The 16444-nt window shown below is 58.1% G+C and carries 14 protein-coding genes; 8 read left to right on the top strand and 6 right to left on the bottom strand.

Annotated features, from left to right (window positions below; all coding sequences use genetic code 11):
- Both J2S62_RS00985 and J2S62_RS00980 read left to right on the top strand, forming a co-directional pair.
- Window positions 1–1086, top strand: coding sequence for an alpha-ketoacid dehydrogenase subunit beta (locus tag J2S62_RS00985; protein ID WP_310170249.1), 1086 nt, complete (start codon window positions 1–3; stop codon window positions 1084–1086).
- Window positions 1083–2474, top strand: coding sequence for a dihydrolipoamide acetyltransferase family protein (locus tag J2S62_RS00980; protein WP_310170246.1), 1392 nt, complete (start codon window positions 1083–1085; stop codon window positions 2472–2474). Before J2S62_RS00985 ends, J2S62_RS00980 begins: the two co-directional genes overlap by 4 nt.
- Window positions 2475–2542: 68 nt before the next feature.
- On the opposite strand, the gene J2S62_RS00975 is transcribed toward J2S62_RS00980, so the two are convergent.
- On the bottom strand, window positions 2543–3247 hold the full coding sequence (locus J2S62_RS00975; protein WP_310170244.1) for a TetR/AcrR family transcriptional regulator: 705 nt from the start codon (window positions 3245–3247) through the stop codon (window positions 2543–2545).
- A gap of 160 nt (window positions 3248–3407) precedes the next feature.
- On the opposite strand from J2S62_RS00975, the gene J2S62_RS00970 reads away from it, so the two are divergent.
- The 4 genes from J2S62_RS00970 to J2S62_RS00955 are packed head-to-tail and all read left to right on the top strand — an operon-like array spanning window position 3408 to window position 8819.
- Entirely contained in the window at window positions 3408–4907 is a 1500-nt protein-coding gene (locus J2S62_RS00970) for a flavin monoamine oxidase family protein (protein WP_407650003.1), read from the top strand.
- Window positions 4904–5797, top strand: a complete 894-nt coding sequence (locus J2S62_RS00965; protein ID WP_310170239.1) for a universal stress protein — start codon at window positions 4904–4906, stop codon at window positions 5795–5797. Before J2S62_RS00970 ends, J2S62_RS00965 begins: the two co-directional genes overlap by 4 nt.
- A 53-nt stretch (window positions 5798–5850) precedes the next feature.
- Window positions 5851–7425, top strand: a complete 1575-nt coding sequence (locus J2S62_RS00960) for an APC family permease (protein WP_310170237.1) — start codon at window positions 5851–5853, stop codon at window positions 7423–7425.
- A gap of 8 nt (window positions 7426–7433) precedes the next feature.
- The gene (locus J2S62_RS00955) at window positions 7434–8819 is read left to right on the top strand and encodes an NAD-dependent succinate-semialdehyde dehydrogenase (protein ID WP_310170235.1); all 1386 of its coding nucleotides are present in this window, start codon (window positions 7434–7436) and stop codon (window positions 8817–8819) included.
- An 84-nt stretch (window positions 8820–8903) separates the two neighbouring features.
- Here the strand turns inward: J2S62_RS00955 and J2S62_RS00950 are convergent, their stop codons facing one another.
- Window positions 8904–10562: a thiamine pyrophosphate-dependent enzyme gene (locus tag J2S62_RS00950; protein ID WP_310170234.1), complete on the bottom strand. Its 1659-nt coding sequence runs from the start codon at window positions 10560–10562 to the stop codon at window positions 8904–8906.
- A 191-nt stretch (window positions 10563–10753) separates the two neighbouring features.
- On the opposite strand from J2S62_RS00950, the gene J2S62_RS00945 reads away from it, so the two are divergent.
- Entirely contained in the window at window positions 10754–11425 is a 672-nt protein-coding gene (locus J2S62_RS00945; protein WP_310170232.1) for an NAD(P)-dependent oxidoreductase, read from the top strand.
- 92 nt (window positions 11426–11517) lie between these two features.
- Here J2S62_RS00945 and J2S62_RS00940 read toward each other — a convergent pair whose 3' ends face one another.
- The gene (locus J2S62_RS00940; protein ID WP_310170230.1) at window positions 11518–12354 is read right to left on the bottom strand and encodes an enoyl-CoA hydratase/isomerase family protein; all 837 of its coding nucleotides are present in this window, start codon (window positions 12352–12354) and stop codon (window positions 11518–11520) included.
- A 289-nt stretch (window positions 12355–12643) separates the two neighbouring features.
- On the opposite strand from J2S62_RS00940, the gene ribA reads away from it, so the two are divergent.
- Window positions 12644–14044 (top strand): GTP cyclohydrolase II RibA, encoded by a 1401-nt coding sequence (ribA, locus tag J2S62_RS00935; RefSeq protein WP_310170228.1) that lies wholly within the window; start codon window positions 12644–12646, stop codon window positions 14042–14044.
- Here ribA and J2S62_RS00930 read toward each other — a convergent pair.
- The 3 genes from J2S62_RS00930 to J2S62_RS00920 are packed head-to-tail and all read right to left on the bottom strand — an operon-like array spanning window position 14036 to window position 16393.
- Window positions 14036–15013 (bottom strand): glycosyltransferase family 4 protein, encoded by a 978-nt coding sequence (locus tag J2S62_RS00930; protein WP_310170225.1) that lies wholly within the window; start codon window positions 15011–15013, stop codon window positions 14036–14038. The genes ribA and J2S62_RS00930 overlap by 9 nt on opposite strands.
- Window positions 15013–15396 carry a 6-pyruvoyl trahydropterin synthase family protein gene (locus J2S62_RS00925; RefSeq protein WP_310170222.1) on the bottom strand — a complete coding sequence of 128 codons (384 nt, stop codon included), beginning with the start codon at window positions 15394–15396 and terminating at the stop codon, window positions 15013–15015. The genes J2S62_RS00930 and J2S62_RS00925 overlap by 1 nt, the downstream gene beginning before the upstream one ends.
- The gene (locus J2S62_RS00920) at window positions 15389–16393 is read right to left on the bottom strand and encodes a zinc-dependent alcohol dehydrogenase (protein ID WP_310170221.1); all 1005 of its coding nucleotides are present in this window, start codon (window positions 16391–16393) and stop codon (window positions 15389–15391) included. Before J2S62_RS00920 ends, J2S62_RS00925 begins: the two co-directional genes overlap by 8 nt.
- Window positions 16394–16444: the final 51 nt, after the last annotated feature.

The following is a 16444-nucleotide window of genomic DNA, read 5'->3' as shown; positions in this document are numbered from 1 at the left end:
ATGAGTAAGGAAAAATCGTCACTCACCCTAGCGGCTGCACTCAATGCGGCCCTGGCCGATGAAATGTCCCACGACGACATGGTCGTGGTCTTTGGCGAAGACGTCGGTACCCTGGGCGGGGTCTTTCGGATTACCGAAGGCCTCAGCCAGCAGTTTGGCGACCACCGGTGCTTCGACACACCGCTGGCCGAATCCGGCATCGCCGGCACTGCCATCGGCATGGCCCTTGGCGGGGCGCGCCCCGTGATTGAAATGCAGTTCGATGCCTTTGCCTATCCGGCATTCCAACAACTAATGAGCCACTTGGCCAAGATGCGCAACCGTACCAGGGGTCATGCTTCGTTGCCGGTGACCGTTCGCATTCCCTATGGCGGCGGTATTGGCGGGGTCGAACACCACGCCGATTCTTCTGAGTCCTACTATGCCCATACGCCGGGCCTGAAGGTCTACACCCCGGCCACGGTAGAGGACGCATACCTCATGCTGCGCTATGCGATCCGCTTGGATGACCCCGTCATCTTTATGGAGCCCAAGAAACTGTATTGGACTAAGGCTGATGTCTCGCTCGAGGAGTTACGCCACGAGTTCGATCGCCGCTGGGCTCAGGTGGAAACCCAGCGCGACCACGGCGAACCCTACGCACGAGCCAATGTGGCACGCACCGGCGAAGACGTCACCCTGGTCTCGTATGGACCATCCGTCGTGACGTGCCTTGCCGCCGCCGAAGCCGCGGCCGATGAAGGCATCAGTGTGGAAGTCGTGGACCTGCGCAGCATCAACCCGTTGGATGAGGAGACTATTATCGACTCGGTCACCAAAACCGGTCGGGCCGTGGTCGTGGCCGAAGCCCAGGGATTTGCTTCCGTCGCGTCGGAGCTGACCGCTCGGATTCAGCAGCGTTGTTTTCATTCCCTTGCCGCTCCGGTCCTGCGCGTCACCGGTTTCGACATCCCGTTCCCGCCCCCGATGCTCGAGAAATACCACCTGCCCAGCGTCGACCGGATTATGGACACCATTGATGACCTGCAGTGGGACGATACACCCGTAGACTACAGCCCCCGCGTTGCAGTAGGAGGACGGTCATGACCCGTCAGGTATTTGAACTCCCCGATCTCGGTGAGGGCCTCACCGAAGCTGAACTCGTCAACTGGCTGGTCGCAGAAGGCGACGAAATCGTCGTGGACCAAGCGGTGGCCGAAGTCGAAACGGCCAAAGCGCTCGTCGAAGTCCCCTCCCCCTACGGCGGGACGGTGCTGACCCTGCACGGCCAACCCGGTGACACGCTCATCGTCGGATCTCCGCTTATCACCATTGGCGACCCAGCCGACGAGGCATCCCAGCCCAGTGAACAAGCCGGAGCGTTAGATTATCGCGAAGAAGAACGAGCCGGCATTACCGCGGCGGAAGAACCCGCTGATGGCGCTTCGGGCAATGTCCTAATCGGCTATGGCACCACGGGCGGGACCAGCTCGCGTCGGACACGCACTTCGAAGCGCTTGGCCACCGCATCCCAGAACGGTTCGAAGCAACCTACCCCCAGCACGACAGCCCCGCGGGTTATCTCGCCGTTGGTCCGCCAGCTGGCCAAACGGCACGGCATCGACATCGGTCAGTTGACCGGCAGCGGCCCCCAGGGGATCATCCTCCGAGCTGATGTCCAGGCCGCCATCGACGCGACTGGCGCAAGCGCTTCTAAGGAAACCGTCTCGGCTTCCGTGGTCGAAGAGCCAACTCCTATCACCCAAGAACGACACGACTCCCGCTCCGGGCTGGCGATTACCGAACGTATCCCGATCAAAGGGGTCCGCAAGATGGTCGCCGAGCAAATGGTGCGCTCGCGGTCGCAGATCCCCGAGGCAACCGCGTGGCTTGATGTGGATGTCACCGAACTCGTCGAGCTCCGTGCGCAGTTGAAGCATGAAAACCCAGAGACCGCACCCAGTCTGCTCGGGCTCATCGCTCGGTTCACCACCGCAGCCCTTCGACGCTATCCGGTGATGAACTCGCGCATCATGGACTCCGAGGATGGTCAAGAGATCGTCTACTTCGACGGGCTCAACCTGGGGTTGGCCGCCCAGACTGACCGTGGCCTGGTGGTCCCTGCGGTTGAGCACGCCGAACGACTCTCTGCCCGTGAGCTGACCAGCGAAATCAACAGTCTGGTTGAGAAAGCACGGCGTGGTGAGTGCACCCCCGCCGAACTGACCCGTGGGACGTTCACGTTGAATAACTACGGGGTTTTTGGCACCGATGGTGCGGCCGCAATCATTAATGCTCCCGAGGTCGCCATCCTCGGGGTCGGCCGAATCATAGATCGGCCCTGGGTCGTCGACGGTGAACTAGCCGTTCGTAAAGTCACCGAGTTGACCCTGTCCTTTGACCACCGGGTGACCGACGGTGGTACCGCCTCAGCGTTTTTGACGGCGGTAGCAGCTGCGATGCAGCATCCGGTCTCAGCACTGGCAGATCTCTAGCTGCCGACACACTCACACCGTGCACTAGCGGGAGGGCGGTCTCGTCCTCCCGCTAGTACAGTGCAGCGCTACCCCTCTGGATCGATCAAAGACTTCGTATGACGGATCAATGCATCGAGCCCGAAATAAAATGGGGGATCTGCATATTGATTCCGAGCAGGGCTAGCAGCGGCGGGTAGATCAACGTGCGATTCTTCCTTCGAAGCGGTCACGACGCGTTCCAACCACTCGCTATCTTCCGTTACCTCCGCGGTATCGAAAATCGTTGAGGGTGCATCCACATCGAGGGCTGAGCCGAAAAGGAACGACTCAAATGCCACAATCACGTTGATGACTTCTGAATCAGGCAGGCCCGCACTAGCAAGGGCCTGCGAGACCGTGTTGTACATGTGGAGGGTCTTGGGAGCTTCGGAAACTGGGGTGACCGCAATCGTCGGGATGAGCGAGGGGTACTCCGCAAATACCGCCCGATATGAGGACGCCCAATCCTTGAGGGCGGCCTCAAGTGTCGTTTGTTGATCAATGAGTTGCTGCATACCATCTAAGGACACTCGGGAAACCAGCGCATCTTGAATCAACAACACGATATCCGCTTTATTCGTCACATGGTTATAGAGCGCTGAAGCCGCGACTTTGAGTCGCTTGGCCAGTTTCGTCATCGTCAGATGCTCGAGCCCCCGAGCCGTGACGAGTTCAAGCGCCTCAGCGCCAATTAATTCCCGGCTCAGGACGGGCTGGACAGGTCGACCTGCGGTTCGTTTTTCACTCTTCAATGTGTCCCCAGATTCGGATGAAATACGCGTCCCATCTTACCTTTCCGCTCACCACGTCCGGCCCATGCGGGTTCGTTCGATGGGGTATACAACAACACCCCTCTTGTGTATCATGTCACTAAATGAATGACGTTCATTATGCGAGGAAGACGTGACGAGTTTGTTTACATCCGCTGAAAATACCCCCCTCATCGAGCGCGACGTTGTGGTCATCGGTGCGGGACCGGCTGGCCTCATGGCCGCCTACACCCTGAAAAAGGCCGGAAAATCGGTCGCCGTACTTGAAGCAAGAAATCGAGTGGGAGGTCGGACGTGGTCCGGCAAAGTTCAAGACGATCGCGGTCACGAGCACTTCATTGAAATCGGTGGTCAATGGATCTCGCCCGATCAGACCCGACTTATCGAACTCGTCGAAGAGCTGGGATTAGCCACCTTCTCGCGCTATCGGGAAGGCAAAAACGTATATGTTTCCCCGGATGGCACCCGCCATACTTACACCGGGGATCAACTACCGGTAGCCGAAGAAACTGCCGCCCAAATAGAAAAACTCATTGGCTTACTTGATGCGAAAGTCGCCGAAATGAACGTGACCCAACCCTGGAACATGCCAGACGCCGAGGTATTGGACAGCATCTCGTTCCGCGATTGGTTGAAACAACACTCTGATGATCAAGAAGCTATCGATAACGTTTCGATCTATATCGCCTCCGGCATGCTCACCAAACCTGCCCATACGTTCTCGGCACTTCAAGCGATCCTCATGGCAGCCTCAGCAGGTTCTTTCTCCAATCTTGTCGACGAAGACTTTATTCTCGATAAGCGCGTGGTCGGTGGCATGCAGTCGGTGGCCCTAAAGCTGGCGGAAAATCTCGGAAATGACGTGTATCTGTCTTCTCCGGTACGACAGCTGAACTGGGCCACCGTCGACCCCCAGACAGCAGATCCGCTCAACCAGGTGTTAGCTGACGTGCGCAACGGGGTAATAGATGATGGGGCTCCAGCAGAGGTCACCGCATACTCGGACACCGTGACCGTGAAGGCAAAAAACGCCGTCCTGGCTATTCCGCCGAACCTCTACCACCGTATTCAATACGTTCCCGCCCTACCGCGTGAACAAATGATTGCTCACCAGCACATCTCGATGGGTCTGGTCATCAAAATACACGCGGTGTACGAGACCCCATTCTGGCGTGACAAGGGCTTATCCGGCACCGGGTTTGGAGGCGGGCGTATGGTGCAAGAAGTATATGACAACACCAACTACGGCCCGAACCTGGTCGACGAGCACGAGGGGGAAAGCCCCCACGGTACACTGGTGAGCTTTGTTTCCGATGTGCATGCCGAGACGCTTTGGGCCCTTCCGGCTGCAGAACGCAAGCAATGCATTCTCGAAGAGCTCGCAACGTATCTGGGAGACGAAGCGCTGCGGCCAATCGCGTTTTATCTTTCTGATATGGCAGCTGAAGAATGGACTCGGGGCGCCTATGCCACAAGTTATGACCTCGGTGGGTTGAGTCGCTGGGGGCATCTACAGAACCGCCCAACCGGTTCAATCTATTATGCCTGTTCCGATATCGCAGCCGAAGGATACCAACACGTCGACGGCGCGATCCGGCAAGGCGAAAATGCCGCCCAACGCATCCTTGCGAGACTGCAGTGAAGCCTCCAACCTTCCGGAACCTGGTCATCGCCTACACCGCGACTCCCACGGGCCGCGATGCGCTGAACCTTGGGATTGCCATGGCCCGCACCTCGGGAGCACACCTCAATCTCGTGACGGTGTTACCCGAAGATAACGTGTATTCGGCGGTTTACCCGGCCGATCGCGGGCATATGCCCATCATCCAGGCGAAAGTTCGGGCTTGGTTAGAGGAAGCGCAAGCTTCCTTGCCGCCAGAGATCAATAGCAGTATTCACACTGTGAGTAACTCCTCGGATGCGGCGGGGTTGCTGTCGGCAGCCGAACAACTCGGTGGTTCGGCCATCGTTCTAGGTGGTCAAGGCGCAGGGTTACTGCAACGCTATCGGCTGGGATCAACAGCTACCACACTGCTGCATTCCAGCCCCGTCCCGGTGGTGCTGGCACCGGGTGGATATCAAAACCAAGACAAACTGTCATGGCTCACGGCGATGTTCGGGGCACGCCCCGGCGCTGAAGCTGTCATTCAGTATGCGCTGCAGGCCGCCCAGACTTTCGATTTGCCCTTGCGCCTCGTGTCCTTATTATTTCTCGATAAAGAGCGAACCGATTTCTTACCCGAAGGCATGCATGCGGCAGATCTCATTGCCCAAGTCGAACAGTTTGGCAACAGGCAATTAGCCGACCAAGCAGCGGACATGGTGGCGAGGAAGCTCGCCTCGACCGTCGTCGCCACCGGGAAAGATGTCCACGATGCAGTCGATCAGCTGACCTGGATGGATCACGAGCTGGTCATTTTCGGCTCCTCTCGGCTGGCGTCCCAACAGCACATATTTCTCGGCGCAACCGCTGCCAAAATTCTGCGACATATCCCCTCCCCCATGATGATCATCCCCGCGGAGACCAACTAGCAGAGCGCTGGCACTCACCCTGAGGCCAACGCCACGAACCGAAAGAGGTTGTCATGAGCACCTCCCCTCCCCTCAGCACCCCAAGCTCAAAATCCCCTGGTCCAACGTCCGAGCGAAAGCATTCACCGAAAGGACTGGCCACCGGTCAGATCGGCATTATCGGCGCGACCGTGATCGGTGTGTCCTGTATTGCGCCTGCCTATACGCTGACCTCGGGACTCGGGCCGACCATCTCCACGGTCGGCACTCAAGTGCCCGCCATTTTGCTCGTCGGTTTTATTCCGATGCTGCTGGTGGCATTTGGTTATCGCGAACTTAACAACCGCGTCCCGGACTCCGGCACCTCGTTCACGTGGAGCGCCAAAGCGTTCAACCCGTGGATCGGGTGGATGAACGGCTGGGGATTGATCGCAGCGACCGTCATCGTGTTGTCGAATCTCGCCGCGGTGGCCGTGGACTTTTTCTATATTCTGTTATCCCAAGTGTTTGGCAACCCTGATATCGCAGCCTGGACGCAAAATCTTTGGATCAATATCCCCACGACGCTGCTCTTTACTGCGATCGCCGCGTGGGTGGCCTACCGTGGTCTGGACACGACCCAAAAGCTGCAGTACTTGCTGGTGACGTTTCAGGTCCTTGTGCTGGGCGCGTTTGTTGTAGCCGCGCTCGTGCAGGCCAACAGCGGGCAAGCCTATGACCCCACTCCGGTGAGCTTGGACTGGTTTAATCCACTCGAGATCACCGACTTCTCGGTTTTCGCAGCTGGCATCTCGCTGTCCATCTTTATGTTTTGGGGTTGGGACGCAGTGCTGACGATGAATGAAGAAACCAGGAATCCGGAAAAGACCCCGGGGCGTGCAGCAACGCTGACGATTCTGATCATTATTACGCTCTACATCCTGGTGACCATCGGGGTCATCACGTGGGCTGGTATTGGTGATCAGGGACTGGGCGCAGGCAATCCGGACAATCAAGAGTCGATTTTTGCTGTGCTCTCTGGACCAGTACTGGGTCCGGTCGCTATTTTGATGTCGATCGCTATCCTCGCGTCGTCCTTCGCATCGCTGCAGACCACCATGATCTCGCCGTCAAGAACCATCCTGGCCATGGGGTACTACAAAGCGTTTCCGCCGGCTTTCTCGAAGATCTCGCCTCGTTTCCGCACCCCCTCAGTGGCAACCATCGCCTCGGCGGTAGGCACCGGTGGCTTTTACACGATTACGAGACTGATCAGCGAGAACGCACTGTGGGATACTATTACCGCCTTGGGCTTGATGATCTGCTTCTACTACGGGATCACCGCCATGGCGTGCGTGTGGTATTTCCGTAAAGAACTCACCGGCTCCATCCGAGATTTCCTCTTCCGGGGGCTGTTCCCGGGCCTCGGCGGGATCGTGTTGCTGGTGATGTTTTTCCAGACCGCAGTAGACTCAATCGACCCGGACTATGGATCCGGAACTTCCCTTGGCGGCATCGGTATGGTATTCATCCTCGGTATGGGAGTGCTATTCCTCGGCGTCGTTCTCATGATCTGGGCACGTATTAAACACCCTGCGTTTTTTGCTGGTGAGACCTTACCGAAGACCACGTCCGTCACCGATGACACCACAACAATCACCACGATTTAGGAGCACCATTGGTTACCTCGAACGTATTTCAAACGATCAACCCGGCCACTGGAGAAGTGGTAGCAGAGCATCCAACCATCACCGATGCCGACGTTGACCGTCTCGTCCAGAAGTCTCGAGACGCTTTTTCGTCCTGGCGCGCTCTCAGCATCGACGAGCGTGCCGCCAAAGTCGCCCGGCTTGCTGACCTGCTGGAAGAGCATGCCGACGAGCTTGCGGCGATAATGACCAAGGATATGGGCAAACCGCTGACCGAGGCGAAAGACGAGACGGAGTTCAGCGCCGAGATCTTCCGTTACTACGCAACCAACGGCCCCCGTTTGGCAGCCGACCAGAAAGTCAGTGAGGATGACGAGACCGTATCCTATATTCAGCGTCGCCCCATCGGGCCGTTGCTGGGCATTATGCCGTGGAATTTTCCGTACTATCAGATCGCTCGCTTCGCGGCACCCAACTTGGTGTTAGGCAACACCATCATCTTAAAACATGCCGAGTCGTGTCCTGAGTCGGCGCTGGCGATGCAGCGGATGATGGATGAGGCCGGTATCCCCGAGGGCGTCTATCAGAACGTCTTTGCAACCCACGACCAAATTTCCCAGTTCATTGCACATCCGCACATCCAAGGGATATCACTCACCGGTTCTGAGCGCGCCGGGGCAGCTATTGCAGAACAGGCTGGCAAGCACTTGAAAAAGGCTGTTTTAGAGCTGGGCGGTTCAGATCCGTACGTGATTTTGAGTACCGACGATGTGAAGGCCGCAGCCCAACAGGCTTTTGCGGTGCGGATGGAAAATACGGGGCAGGCCTGTAATTCAAATAAACGCATTATCGTCATGTCGGATATTTATGACGATTTCTTGGCCGAAATGGTCAAGCTTGCTTCCGATCTCAAGCCCGGCGACCCAAGTCAGCTTTCGGACGACAGCTATGCACCATTGTCATCCGAAAAAGCGGCGGAACAATTGGTAGACCAAATTCGTCGAGCCAAAGACGCCGGCGCGACAATTCATGTCGGCGGGGATCGAGCCGACCTGCCGGGCTTCTACGTGCAGCCGACAGTGCTGACGGATGTCCCGCAGGGTTCAGAGATCTATTACGAGGAGTTCTTTGGCCCGGTCATTAACATTTTTCGGGTGGATTCTGACGAGGAAGCGTTGCGGTTGGCCAATGATACCCAGTACGGGCTCGGGTCTGCAGTATTTGCCACGGATGACGAAAGAGCACGACAATTCGCAGAGCAGTTGGAAGCCGGGATGGTTGGCTCCAACACCTCTCCCGAAGAATCCGCCGAAGTACCCTTCGGTGGGGTGAAACGCTCCGGTTACGGGCGCGAACTCGGTCCGGTGGGCATGGACGAATTCGTCAATAAGCGACTACTCACCGTCAAGAAATAATTTCTTGAGCAAGAACAAATGCGGGAGCCAGCACATGCTGACTCCCGCATTCTCATCAGACGTGACGTTTCACGTTCGCGTCGTCTAGTACGCCTGTTTGCGCTGCTCCACGATCAGGTGGATCAGCGCGAACTTGCCCTCGTTATCGATCGCGTTGTAGCACGCCTCAAGCGCATCCGAGATCTGGGAGTTATCGGTGACTCGGACACCGTACCCGCCAAACGCATCGGCCATGGCCGCGAAATCAGGGTTCTTCAACTGTGTGCCGGACACCCGGCCCGGGTAGTCGCGCTCCTGGTGGGTACGGATCGTGCCGTACTCTTGGTTATCCATCACGATGACGAGCGGGGTGGCACCGTATTGTGCCGCGGTGGCAAGTTCTTGACCGTTCATCAAGAATTCGCCGTCCCCGGCAACGGTCACGACGCGTTTGCCCGGGTTGTCGAGCGAGACAGTCACCGCAGAGGGGATCGAGTACCCCATGGAGCCGTTGCGCGCGGAAATCAACGACGCGTAGTGGTGGGTTGGGAAGTACCGGTGCACCCAGTTGGTGTGCTCGCCGGCGCCGAAGGTGACCATCGCGTCATACGGCAAGGTTGGGACGAGCTTGGCCATCATCGCATCCATGGATGCTGGCCCTTCGTCGATATTTTCTGTTGGGAGTGCCGCGAATTCTTCTTGCTGGCACCGCATCTTGGCGGTCCAAGCTTGCCACTCTGGTTTATTCGGCAGCTCCATGCGGACCAGGTCGCGCACGAAGTCGGCCGGTTTGGCCACGATCTGGTGGGAGACCGGACCCGAGCGCCCGCGTAGGGCCGGGTCGATGGTGACCAGGAAGTTTTTCTTATCCCAGTTCTGTCGGATCGTGAACCCGTCGGTGACCGTATCGCCGGGAACCGTCCCGACGAACACAATTAGGTCGGTTTCTTCTAAGAGGTCATAGGTTGGTTTCGGACGGCCATACCCCATGGGCCCAACATAGGAGGGCGAATCGAACGGGATGGTTCCCTGGGTACGCCACTCAACCGCGCCGGCGATCTTGTGCTCTTCCAACCATTCGCTTAGCTGTGTGGAGGCTTCATGCGTCCAGTCGTTACCACCGGTAATGAACAGTGGTTTCTCAGATTCAAGCAGCGCCTCGCGCAGCTGTTTCCAATCGTCGACGGTCATACCGCCCCCGGCGACCGGAATCTTCGGGTGCAACCGGGCATCAATTTCTTGCTGAATGATGTCTTCGGGCAGACCGACAACTACCGGGCCGGGACGTCCCGAAGCCGCGGCAAACATCGCCTCTGCCACGATTTCCGAAGCTCGATCGGCGTGGTCGAGCACCATGACGCGTTTGGTTCCAGTGCCGAACCAGGCGTGTGGGTCGAATTCTTGGAAGGCTTCTTTTTCGCGGTGTTCGAAAGGAATCAACCCCACAAACAGCACCATGGCCGTTGAGTCCTGCCAAGCGGTGTGCAGCGCAACGTGAGCATTGGCAGCACCGGGGCCACGGGTTACCATGGCCACACCGGGTGTTTGGTGAAGCTTCCCCTCGGCCTCGGCCATGTAAGTGGCGCCACCCTCGTGACGGCACACAATGTTTTGGATTGGGGAATCGGCGAGTCCGTCGAGAACATCTAAGAATGATTCACCAGGCACGCTATAGACGCGCTCGACGCCGTGGGCAACCAGCGTATCGACGATGACGTGACCTGCAGATTTCCGCTGGCCGTTACTATTATGGGGGTAGTTCATACAGGAAAGCTCCTTGACTGAAAAAATGTAGGTTCAGCCCAGTCGCCATTGACCTGTGGGCAGCACTAACCAGTATAAGGTACCAATTCCACTCCGGAATACGTGAACTGTAACCCCACGTTGCATCAGAAGAGACCCATTACCCGCTCTATTCGCAGCACCCAGAGTGCCGCACTTGGAGGAAGTACACCATGGCAAAAGTGATCATCATAGGTGGCCACGGAAAAATCGCTCAGCTGGCAACCCCACTATTGATCGAGGCGGGCCACACGGTCACCTCGATCATTCGGAAACCCGAGCAAGAAGACCGAATTAAAGAATTAGGCGCCACGCCCCAGGTGTTTGACGTCGAAACCGCTACCCAGGATGACTTTGCTGGCGTACTCGCCGACCACGATGCAGTGGTATGGGCAGCCGGGGCCGGTGGTGGCAACCCAGACCGCACCTATGCCGTGGACCGTGATGCAGCCATCGCCTCCATCGACGCAGCCCAAGGGGCAGGAGCGATGCGCTACATCATGATCTCCTACCTGGGTTCTTCGCTAGATCACGGGGTGCCCGAAGATCACGCGTTTTATCCTTACGCCCAGTCCAAGGCGCTTGCTGATGAGCATCTGATGGATTCCGATTTGGACTGGACGATTCTGGGCCCTGGCGCGCTGACCGATGACGAACCCTTCGGCATGATCCGTCGCCTGGGGCGTCAAACCGATGAAGAGCTCGGCGAAGATGAAAGCCGCGACACCTCGCGCGGCAACGTTGCCCAGGCTATCGTCGCAGCACTCGGGGCAGATGCCAGCATCCGCACCATCGTGGATTTCGTTGATGGGGACACTCGAATCGAAGAGGTCTTTGGAGGTTAAGCCCTCCCACCCTGTGCATCTGCTGCGCGTTCTGTAGGAGTTATGGGCGGTCTCGACCCTTCGAGGTGACCGCCCATAACTTCATGCCTGTCTTATCGGTGTTGCTCGAGAGTCCATGTGAAGCTCGGACTCTGGCGCTTGGCAAAAGCTGCACGGCCGGCTGCCAGATCCTCACCCACTCTGAAATCATGCCAGATTTCTGACCATAGCTCCTCGTATTCGGGTTCGTTCTCCTGCTTCATCAAGCGTTTCATTGAAACAGTCGAAAATTGAGAACGCGCCACGACAGTCTGCAGGATTTCTTCACGTCTTAGTTCGAATTCGTCTGCGGGTACCGCGGTGGAGACGAGGTTCCAGTTTTCGGCTTGCTCTACGGTGACCTCGTCGGCTGTCATCAGGAGGAAGTTTGCCCGCTTTTCTCCTACCTGTCGTTTGAGGCGTTCCAAACCGGAGCGTGGATAGATAATGCCAAGCTTTGATGGGGTGATCGCTATCCGAGTGTTACTCGAGGCAACCACTACGTCTGCAGCAGCAGCGATTTGCCAGCCACCGCCCATACAGATACCTTCTACGAAAGCGAACGTTGGTTTTCTGACACTTGAGATAGCTCGATCCGCCAGGCTCAGTTCATCGACACCATCATCGTGCGCAGTAGCTCCGGAGAACAGCACGCTATCAAGATCCTTCAGGTTTGCACCCGCCGAGAAATTCCCCTCGGCACCACGGATTGAAATAACCTTCACAGCGGGGTCGTTATCGAGCGTGTACATCGCTTGAACCATTTGGCGGCACATCTGAAGGTTGAATGCATTCTTACGTTTCGGGTTGTTGATGATCACATGTCCGATGTGATCTTCAATCTCGACCAGAATTGTTCCGGTTGAGACTTCCTGCTGTGTTGATTGATGATCAAACTGCTGCTTTGGCATGGCCTCCGACGACTCCCTTATCGATCAATTCTTCTGTCGTGTCTGTAGTTATCCCTGCACAGAACAGTATCGCGAATGTGTTCTGGGATAGTTCACTGGGCCCAGCGTTGAAAGAGCCGGAGGTGAGCAAAAGTTGCACTGCCGCTTTCCCTATTGAGCGCACATTCCGTCGAAGCATTACATAGCGCGTTTTGCGGCAGAAGGTGTCGCTCCCTATGCTCCGGCGTCCCTGCGCCAACAAGGCCCCGAAGCATGGCCAATTGTCAGATGAACTTCCTACACTTGACCCATGGACCTACAGCAGACTGATAACACGAGCGCGGAACTGATGGTTGGACCGCCAAGTTCACTTCCAACCGATCACGGCACCTTCACGTTACGTGCCTATACATTCAACGGGGTCACTCATGTTGCGATGACGATGGGTGATCCTGCTAGCTCTGATGCACCGCTTGTGCGGATGCACAGCGAATGCCTCACCGGAGATGTGCTGGGTTCACATCGGTGCGACTGCGGTGATCAGCTGGAGGCAGCGCTGCAGGCTATTTCTTCGGCGGGTGCTGGCATCTTGTTGTATTTGCGTGGCCAAGAGGGCCGGGGCATCGGGTTGGATAATAAGCTTCGGGCCTACGCACTGCAGGATACCGAAGGGTTGGATACCGTCGAAGCGAATCGTGCACTCGGGCTGCCGGATGACGCCAGGGACTATCGAGTCGCAGCCGAAATGCTTCGGCACCTGGGCACCCAGCGTATCCGGTTATTATCTTCGAATCCTGCCAAGTCAGATGCGCTGACCGAACACGGCATTACCGTCGTGCAGCGCCTCAATTTGCAACTGCCCGATCGGCCCGAAAACAGCGCCTATTTGCAGAGCAAACGCCAGCGGATGAACCACGACGTGCCCAACGGGCATCCGGAGTTGGATCATTCTCTGGAACTGGATGTCTACAAGACCATTGCGACCCACGATGAAGTCATCGCGCAACTGGCCCAAAGCGAAGACGGCTTTATTGCTGCCCGCACCGGGGATGCCGAGTTCGTCTCGGGTGAGCTCGATCGTCGTCACCTGCATTGTATGCGTGCAGCAGTGGGCGCTGTCCTGGTCGGTGTCGGCACCGTCGCGGCAGATAATCCGCAGCTGACGGTGCGGGCAGTGGAAGGTGAGAACCCAGTGCGCGTAGTTCTTGATCCCCGCGCACGCGTGCCACGGGACTCCACCGTGCTGCAGTCCGACGATGCGCCAACTTTATGGTTGGTCGGCGCTGATGTGCAGATCAACGAGCAACTGGCTGACCACGTCACCGTAGCCCAGCTGCCGCAATCATCTGCTGACAAGATTGATCCGCACGCGGTGATTGCGCTGATTCGCAAGCACGTGTCCGGTTCGATCTTGATTGAAGGCGGCGGACAGACAGTGTCCGAGTTCTTATCAGCCGAGGCGTTAGACCGCCTGTTTCTGACGAAAGCACCGGTGCTGATCGGTGACGGCGTGCCCGGCATCCGGTTCGAAGGCTCCGGGCAGATGAGCAAGGCCCTGCGGTACCCGTTCCGGCGCTACATTTTCGGGCAGGATGTCTGCACCGAGTACATGCTCAGCCCCGCAGCCCGGGAACACTCCGCGCAAATGCCCGCTCAACTCCGCGGCGTCCAGAACGCGGACGTGGTTGCCGAAGCTCAACCTTCAGCCTGAGCGCACGGACTCCAACACGTCCAGAACGGTGTTTGCAGTGGCCTGCCAGCCATACGATAAGCGCTGGCGGGCCACTCGCGCGTCTGCCTGAAATGTTTCGCGCAGGCTGGGCTCGGTCAGCCACCGTCGTAGCGCTTCGACCCACGCGGTCTCTTCGAGCGCCAGCGCGGCCCCACCCCCGAGCGCCTCTTCAGCACCGGTCCCAGCGGTAACGAAAGCCGGGATCCCCGCTGCGGTGGCTTCGCGAACCACGAGCCCAAACGTTTCAGCCCGCGACGGGAACACCAACAGGTCAGCGGTGTCGTACAGTGCTGCGAGCGCGTCCGCATCTAACTCACCAGCCAGGGTGGTCCGCGATCCGGGCAGTTGCGCCAGATCGCGGCGCAGGCCAGCGGCATAAGCGGCATCGGTGGCTGGCCCGGCAAATGTGCAGTGCCAGGCGGTGAACCCCAGCGCATCGAGTTGTCCAAGCACGTGTGCCAGGAAACGCTGGTTTTTATTGGGTTCGATCCCGCCCACACTGATGAAATGGCGGCCCTTGCTGCCGGTGGCCACCGGTCGGGGTTCGACTCCCGGGGCAGCCACCACCACGTCAATGTCGTGGCGTTCTTGCAGTGCCTCAGCTGCGAAGTGGCTCGTGGCCACGACCGCGTCAGCTGCCTTCAGACAGTTCCCTTCGCGGCGGGTGGCCGTTGGGGATTCGGCCAGCGCGTGCACAAGTTGAACTATGGGCACGTCTGCGCAGACGGGTGCGTCCAGAGCACACCCGATCAAACCGTCGAGCAACACGGGTCCGTCGAGCCGACGCAGAAGGTCGGTTAGGGCCTGCACATCTGCTCGGGTCGGCTGGGGCCAGGCGCCGGGTAATTCGTGACGCTGAATCTTACCGGCTGCGGCATCTATCACGGCGTGGTTGTAGCGTAACCCTCCGCTGATTCTGCCAAGCTGCGGTTCGACCAGATGGAACATTATTGACGGTCGGGCACGGTGTAGCTCACGCGAGCCCGCGGGTTTTCGTGGATGGTCACCGATACTCCGACTTCGGGCAAATCTGCCAGGTTGTCAGCTAGTTTATCGCCGACATACTGGGCGATGACTTCCGAGGTGGATAGCCGTCCTTTGAAGTCTGGGTGCGAGTCGAGATCGGCATAGCGTAGCGGCTCGAGTGTATCATCTAGCAGTTGGGTGGCGTGTCCGATATCAAGAACCACGGAGTGCTCATCGAGTTGCGGCCGGGTGAAGGTCGCTTCCACGGTCAGGGTGGCGCCGTGCAATTGTTGGGCCGGGCCGAAGAATTCGTTGGGCAGGCTGTGAGCAATCATCACGTAGTCGTTGACGGTCAGACTAAACATCCGGTATTCCTCTTTCTATGTCGTGGTAGGTAAAAACATGGCATAAGGTTGCGGCGGCAAACTCACCGGGTTGGGTCACGGCGTCCATGACTGCGGGCAGTTCGTGCCAGGCAGAGACCCCGGAGATGAGATTCTCAAATCGTGGGTCGGTTAGTGACTCGAGCCCAGCTCGCTGACGCTGTTGCGTGGTCCGGCGGTGCCGATGCCCAACGGCAACTTGGCCGACCTGGCTCGCGACAATGTTGAGCCGACGGGCGTGAAAATCGGCGCCCAGTGGGACGGCGGGTGCGTTTTCACCGTACCAAGACGCTTCGATGACGGTGCCATCATCCCCGGTGATCTCAAGTGCTCTGGCCAGGCCTGCTTCGTGACCGGAGACGTGAATGGCGAGATCGCAGTCGGCTGATGCCTCTTCGGGCGCTACGGCGGTGATGCCCCAGCTGCTGATCAACTCGCGCCGTGCCGGGTTGGTTTCAAGCACTTCGAGACGCTCTAGCGGAAATTTGGAGGCCAGCAGCGCCGTGGTGGCACCAATCATGCCGGCCCCTACAATCGCGATGCGATCCGCATAGCGTGGAGGCTGTTGCCACAGGATGTTGATGGCTGTTTCTGCGGCACCGGTTAGCAGTGCCCGGTGATCCGAAATCTCATCGGGGATCACTAGGAGCTCGGAGGGGTCCACCACGTGATGACTGTGGTGCGGCAGCAGGCCGAACACTCGTTTGTCGAGCCACTCGTCGGGGCCTTGGTCGACGATGCCCACGCCCAGATACCCGTAGGAAACCGGATAGGAAAAATCACCCAGTTGGTGCGGGGCTCGCATGAGTGCGGCGATGTTGGGTGGCACCTGGCCGTTGTGCACTAAGGTCTCGGTGCCTTTGGATATGGCCGATGCTGTGGTGCGGATTCGCACCTGATGTTGGGTGTCGATGGTTGGAGTATCGACTTGCCGCCATCGTCCTTGACGTGGAGATTCCGTCCAATATTGCCAGGCCATGAGTGCATCCTACTGGCTCACGCGAACAGAGGCTATGACTGACTCCACGGC

The organism is Enteractinococcus fodinae (genome assembly GCF_031458395.1).
Lineage (GTDB): Bacteria > Actinomycetota > Actinomycetes > Actinomycetales > Micrococcaceae > Yaniella > Yaniella fodinae.
Note: the sequence above shows the minus strand (reverse complement) of the source record. Positions and strands in the feature narration are given on the sequence as shown.

Excerpts from the sequence above, each read along its gene's own strand:
- J2S62_RS00945 (WP_310170232.1), top strand. The coding sequence starts at position 10,754 with ATGGCAAAAGTGATCATCATAGGTGGCCACGGAAAAATCGCTCAGCTG.
- J2S62_RS00930 (WP_310170225.1), bottom strand. The coding sequence starts at position 15,013 with ATGTTCCATCTGGTCGAACCGCAGCTTGGCAGAATCAGCGGAGGGTTA.
- J2S62_RS00940 (WP_310170230.1), bottom strand. The coding sequence starts at position 12,354 with ATGCCAAAGCAGCAGTTTGATCATCAATCAACACAGCAGGAAGTCTCA.
- ribA (WP_310170228.1), top strand. The coding sequence starts at position 12,644 with ATGGACCTACAGCAGACTGATAACACGAGCGCGGAACTGATGGTTGGA.
- J2S62_RS00985 (WP_310170249.1), top strand. The coding sequence starts at position 1 with ATGAGTAAGGAAAAATCGTCACTCACCCTAGCGGCTGCACTCAATGCG.
- J2S62_RS00950 (WP_310170234.1), bottom strand. The coding sequence starts at position 10,562 with ATGAACTACCCCCATAATAGTAACGGCCAGCGGAAATCTGCAGGTCAC.
- J2S62_RS00980 (WP_310170246.1), top strand. The coding sequence starts at position 1,083 with ATGACCCGTCAGGTATTTGAACTCCCCGATCTCGGTGAGGGCCTCACC.
- J2S62_RS00920 (WP_310170221.1), bottom strand. The coding sequence starts at position 16,393 with ATGGCCTGGCAATATTGGACGGAATCTCCACGTCAAGGACGATGGCGG.
- J2S62_RS00925 (WP_310170222.1), bottom strand. The coding sequence starts at position 15,396 with ATGTTTAGTCTGACCGTCAACGACTACGTGATGATTGCTCACAGCCTG.
- J2S62_RS00960 (WP_310170237.1), top strand. The coding sequence starts at position 5,851 with ATGAGCACCTCCCCTCCCCTCAGCACCCCAAGCTCAAAATCCCCTGGT.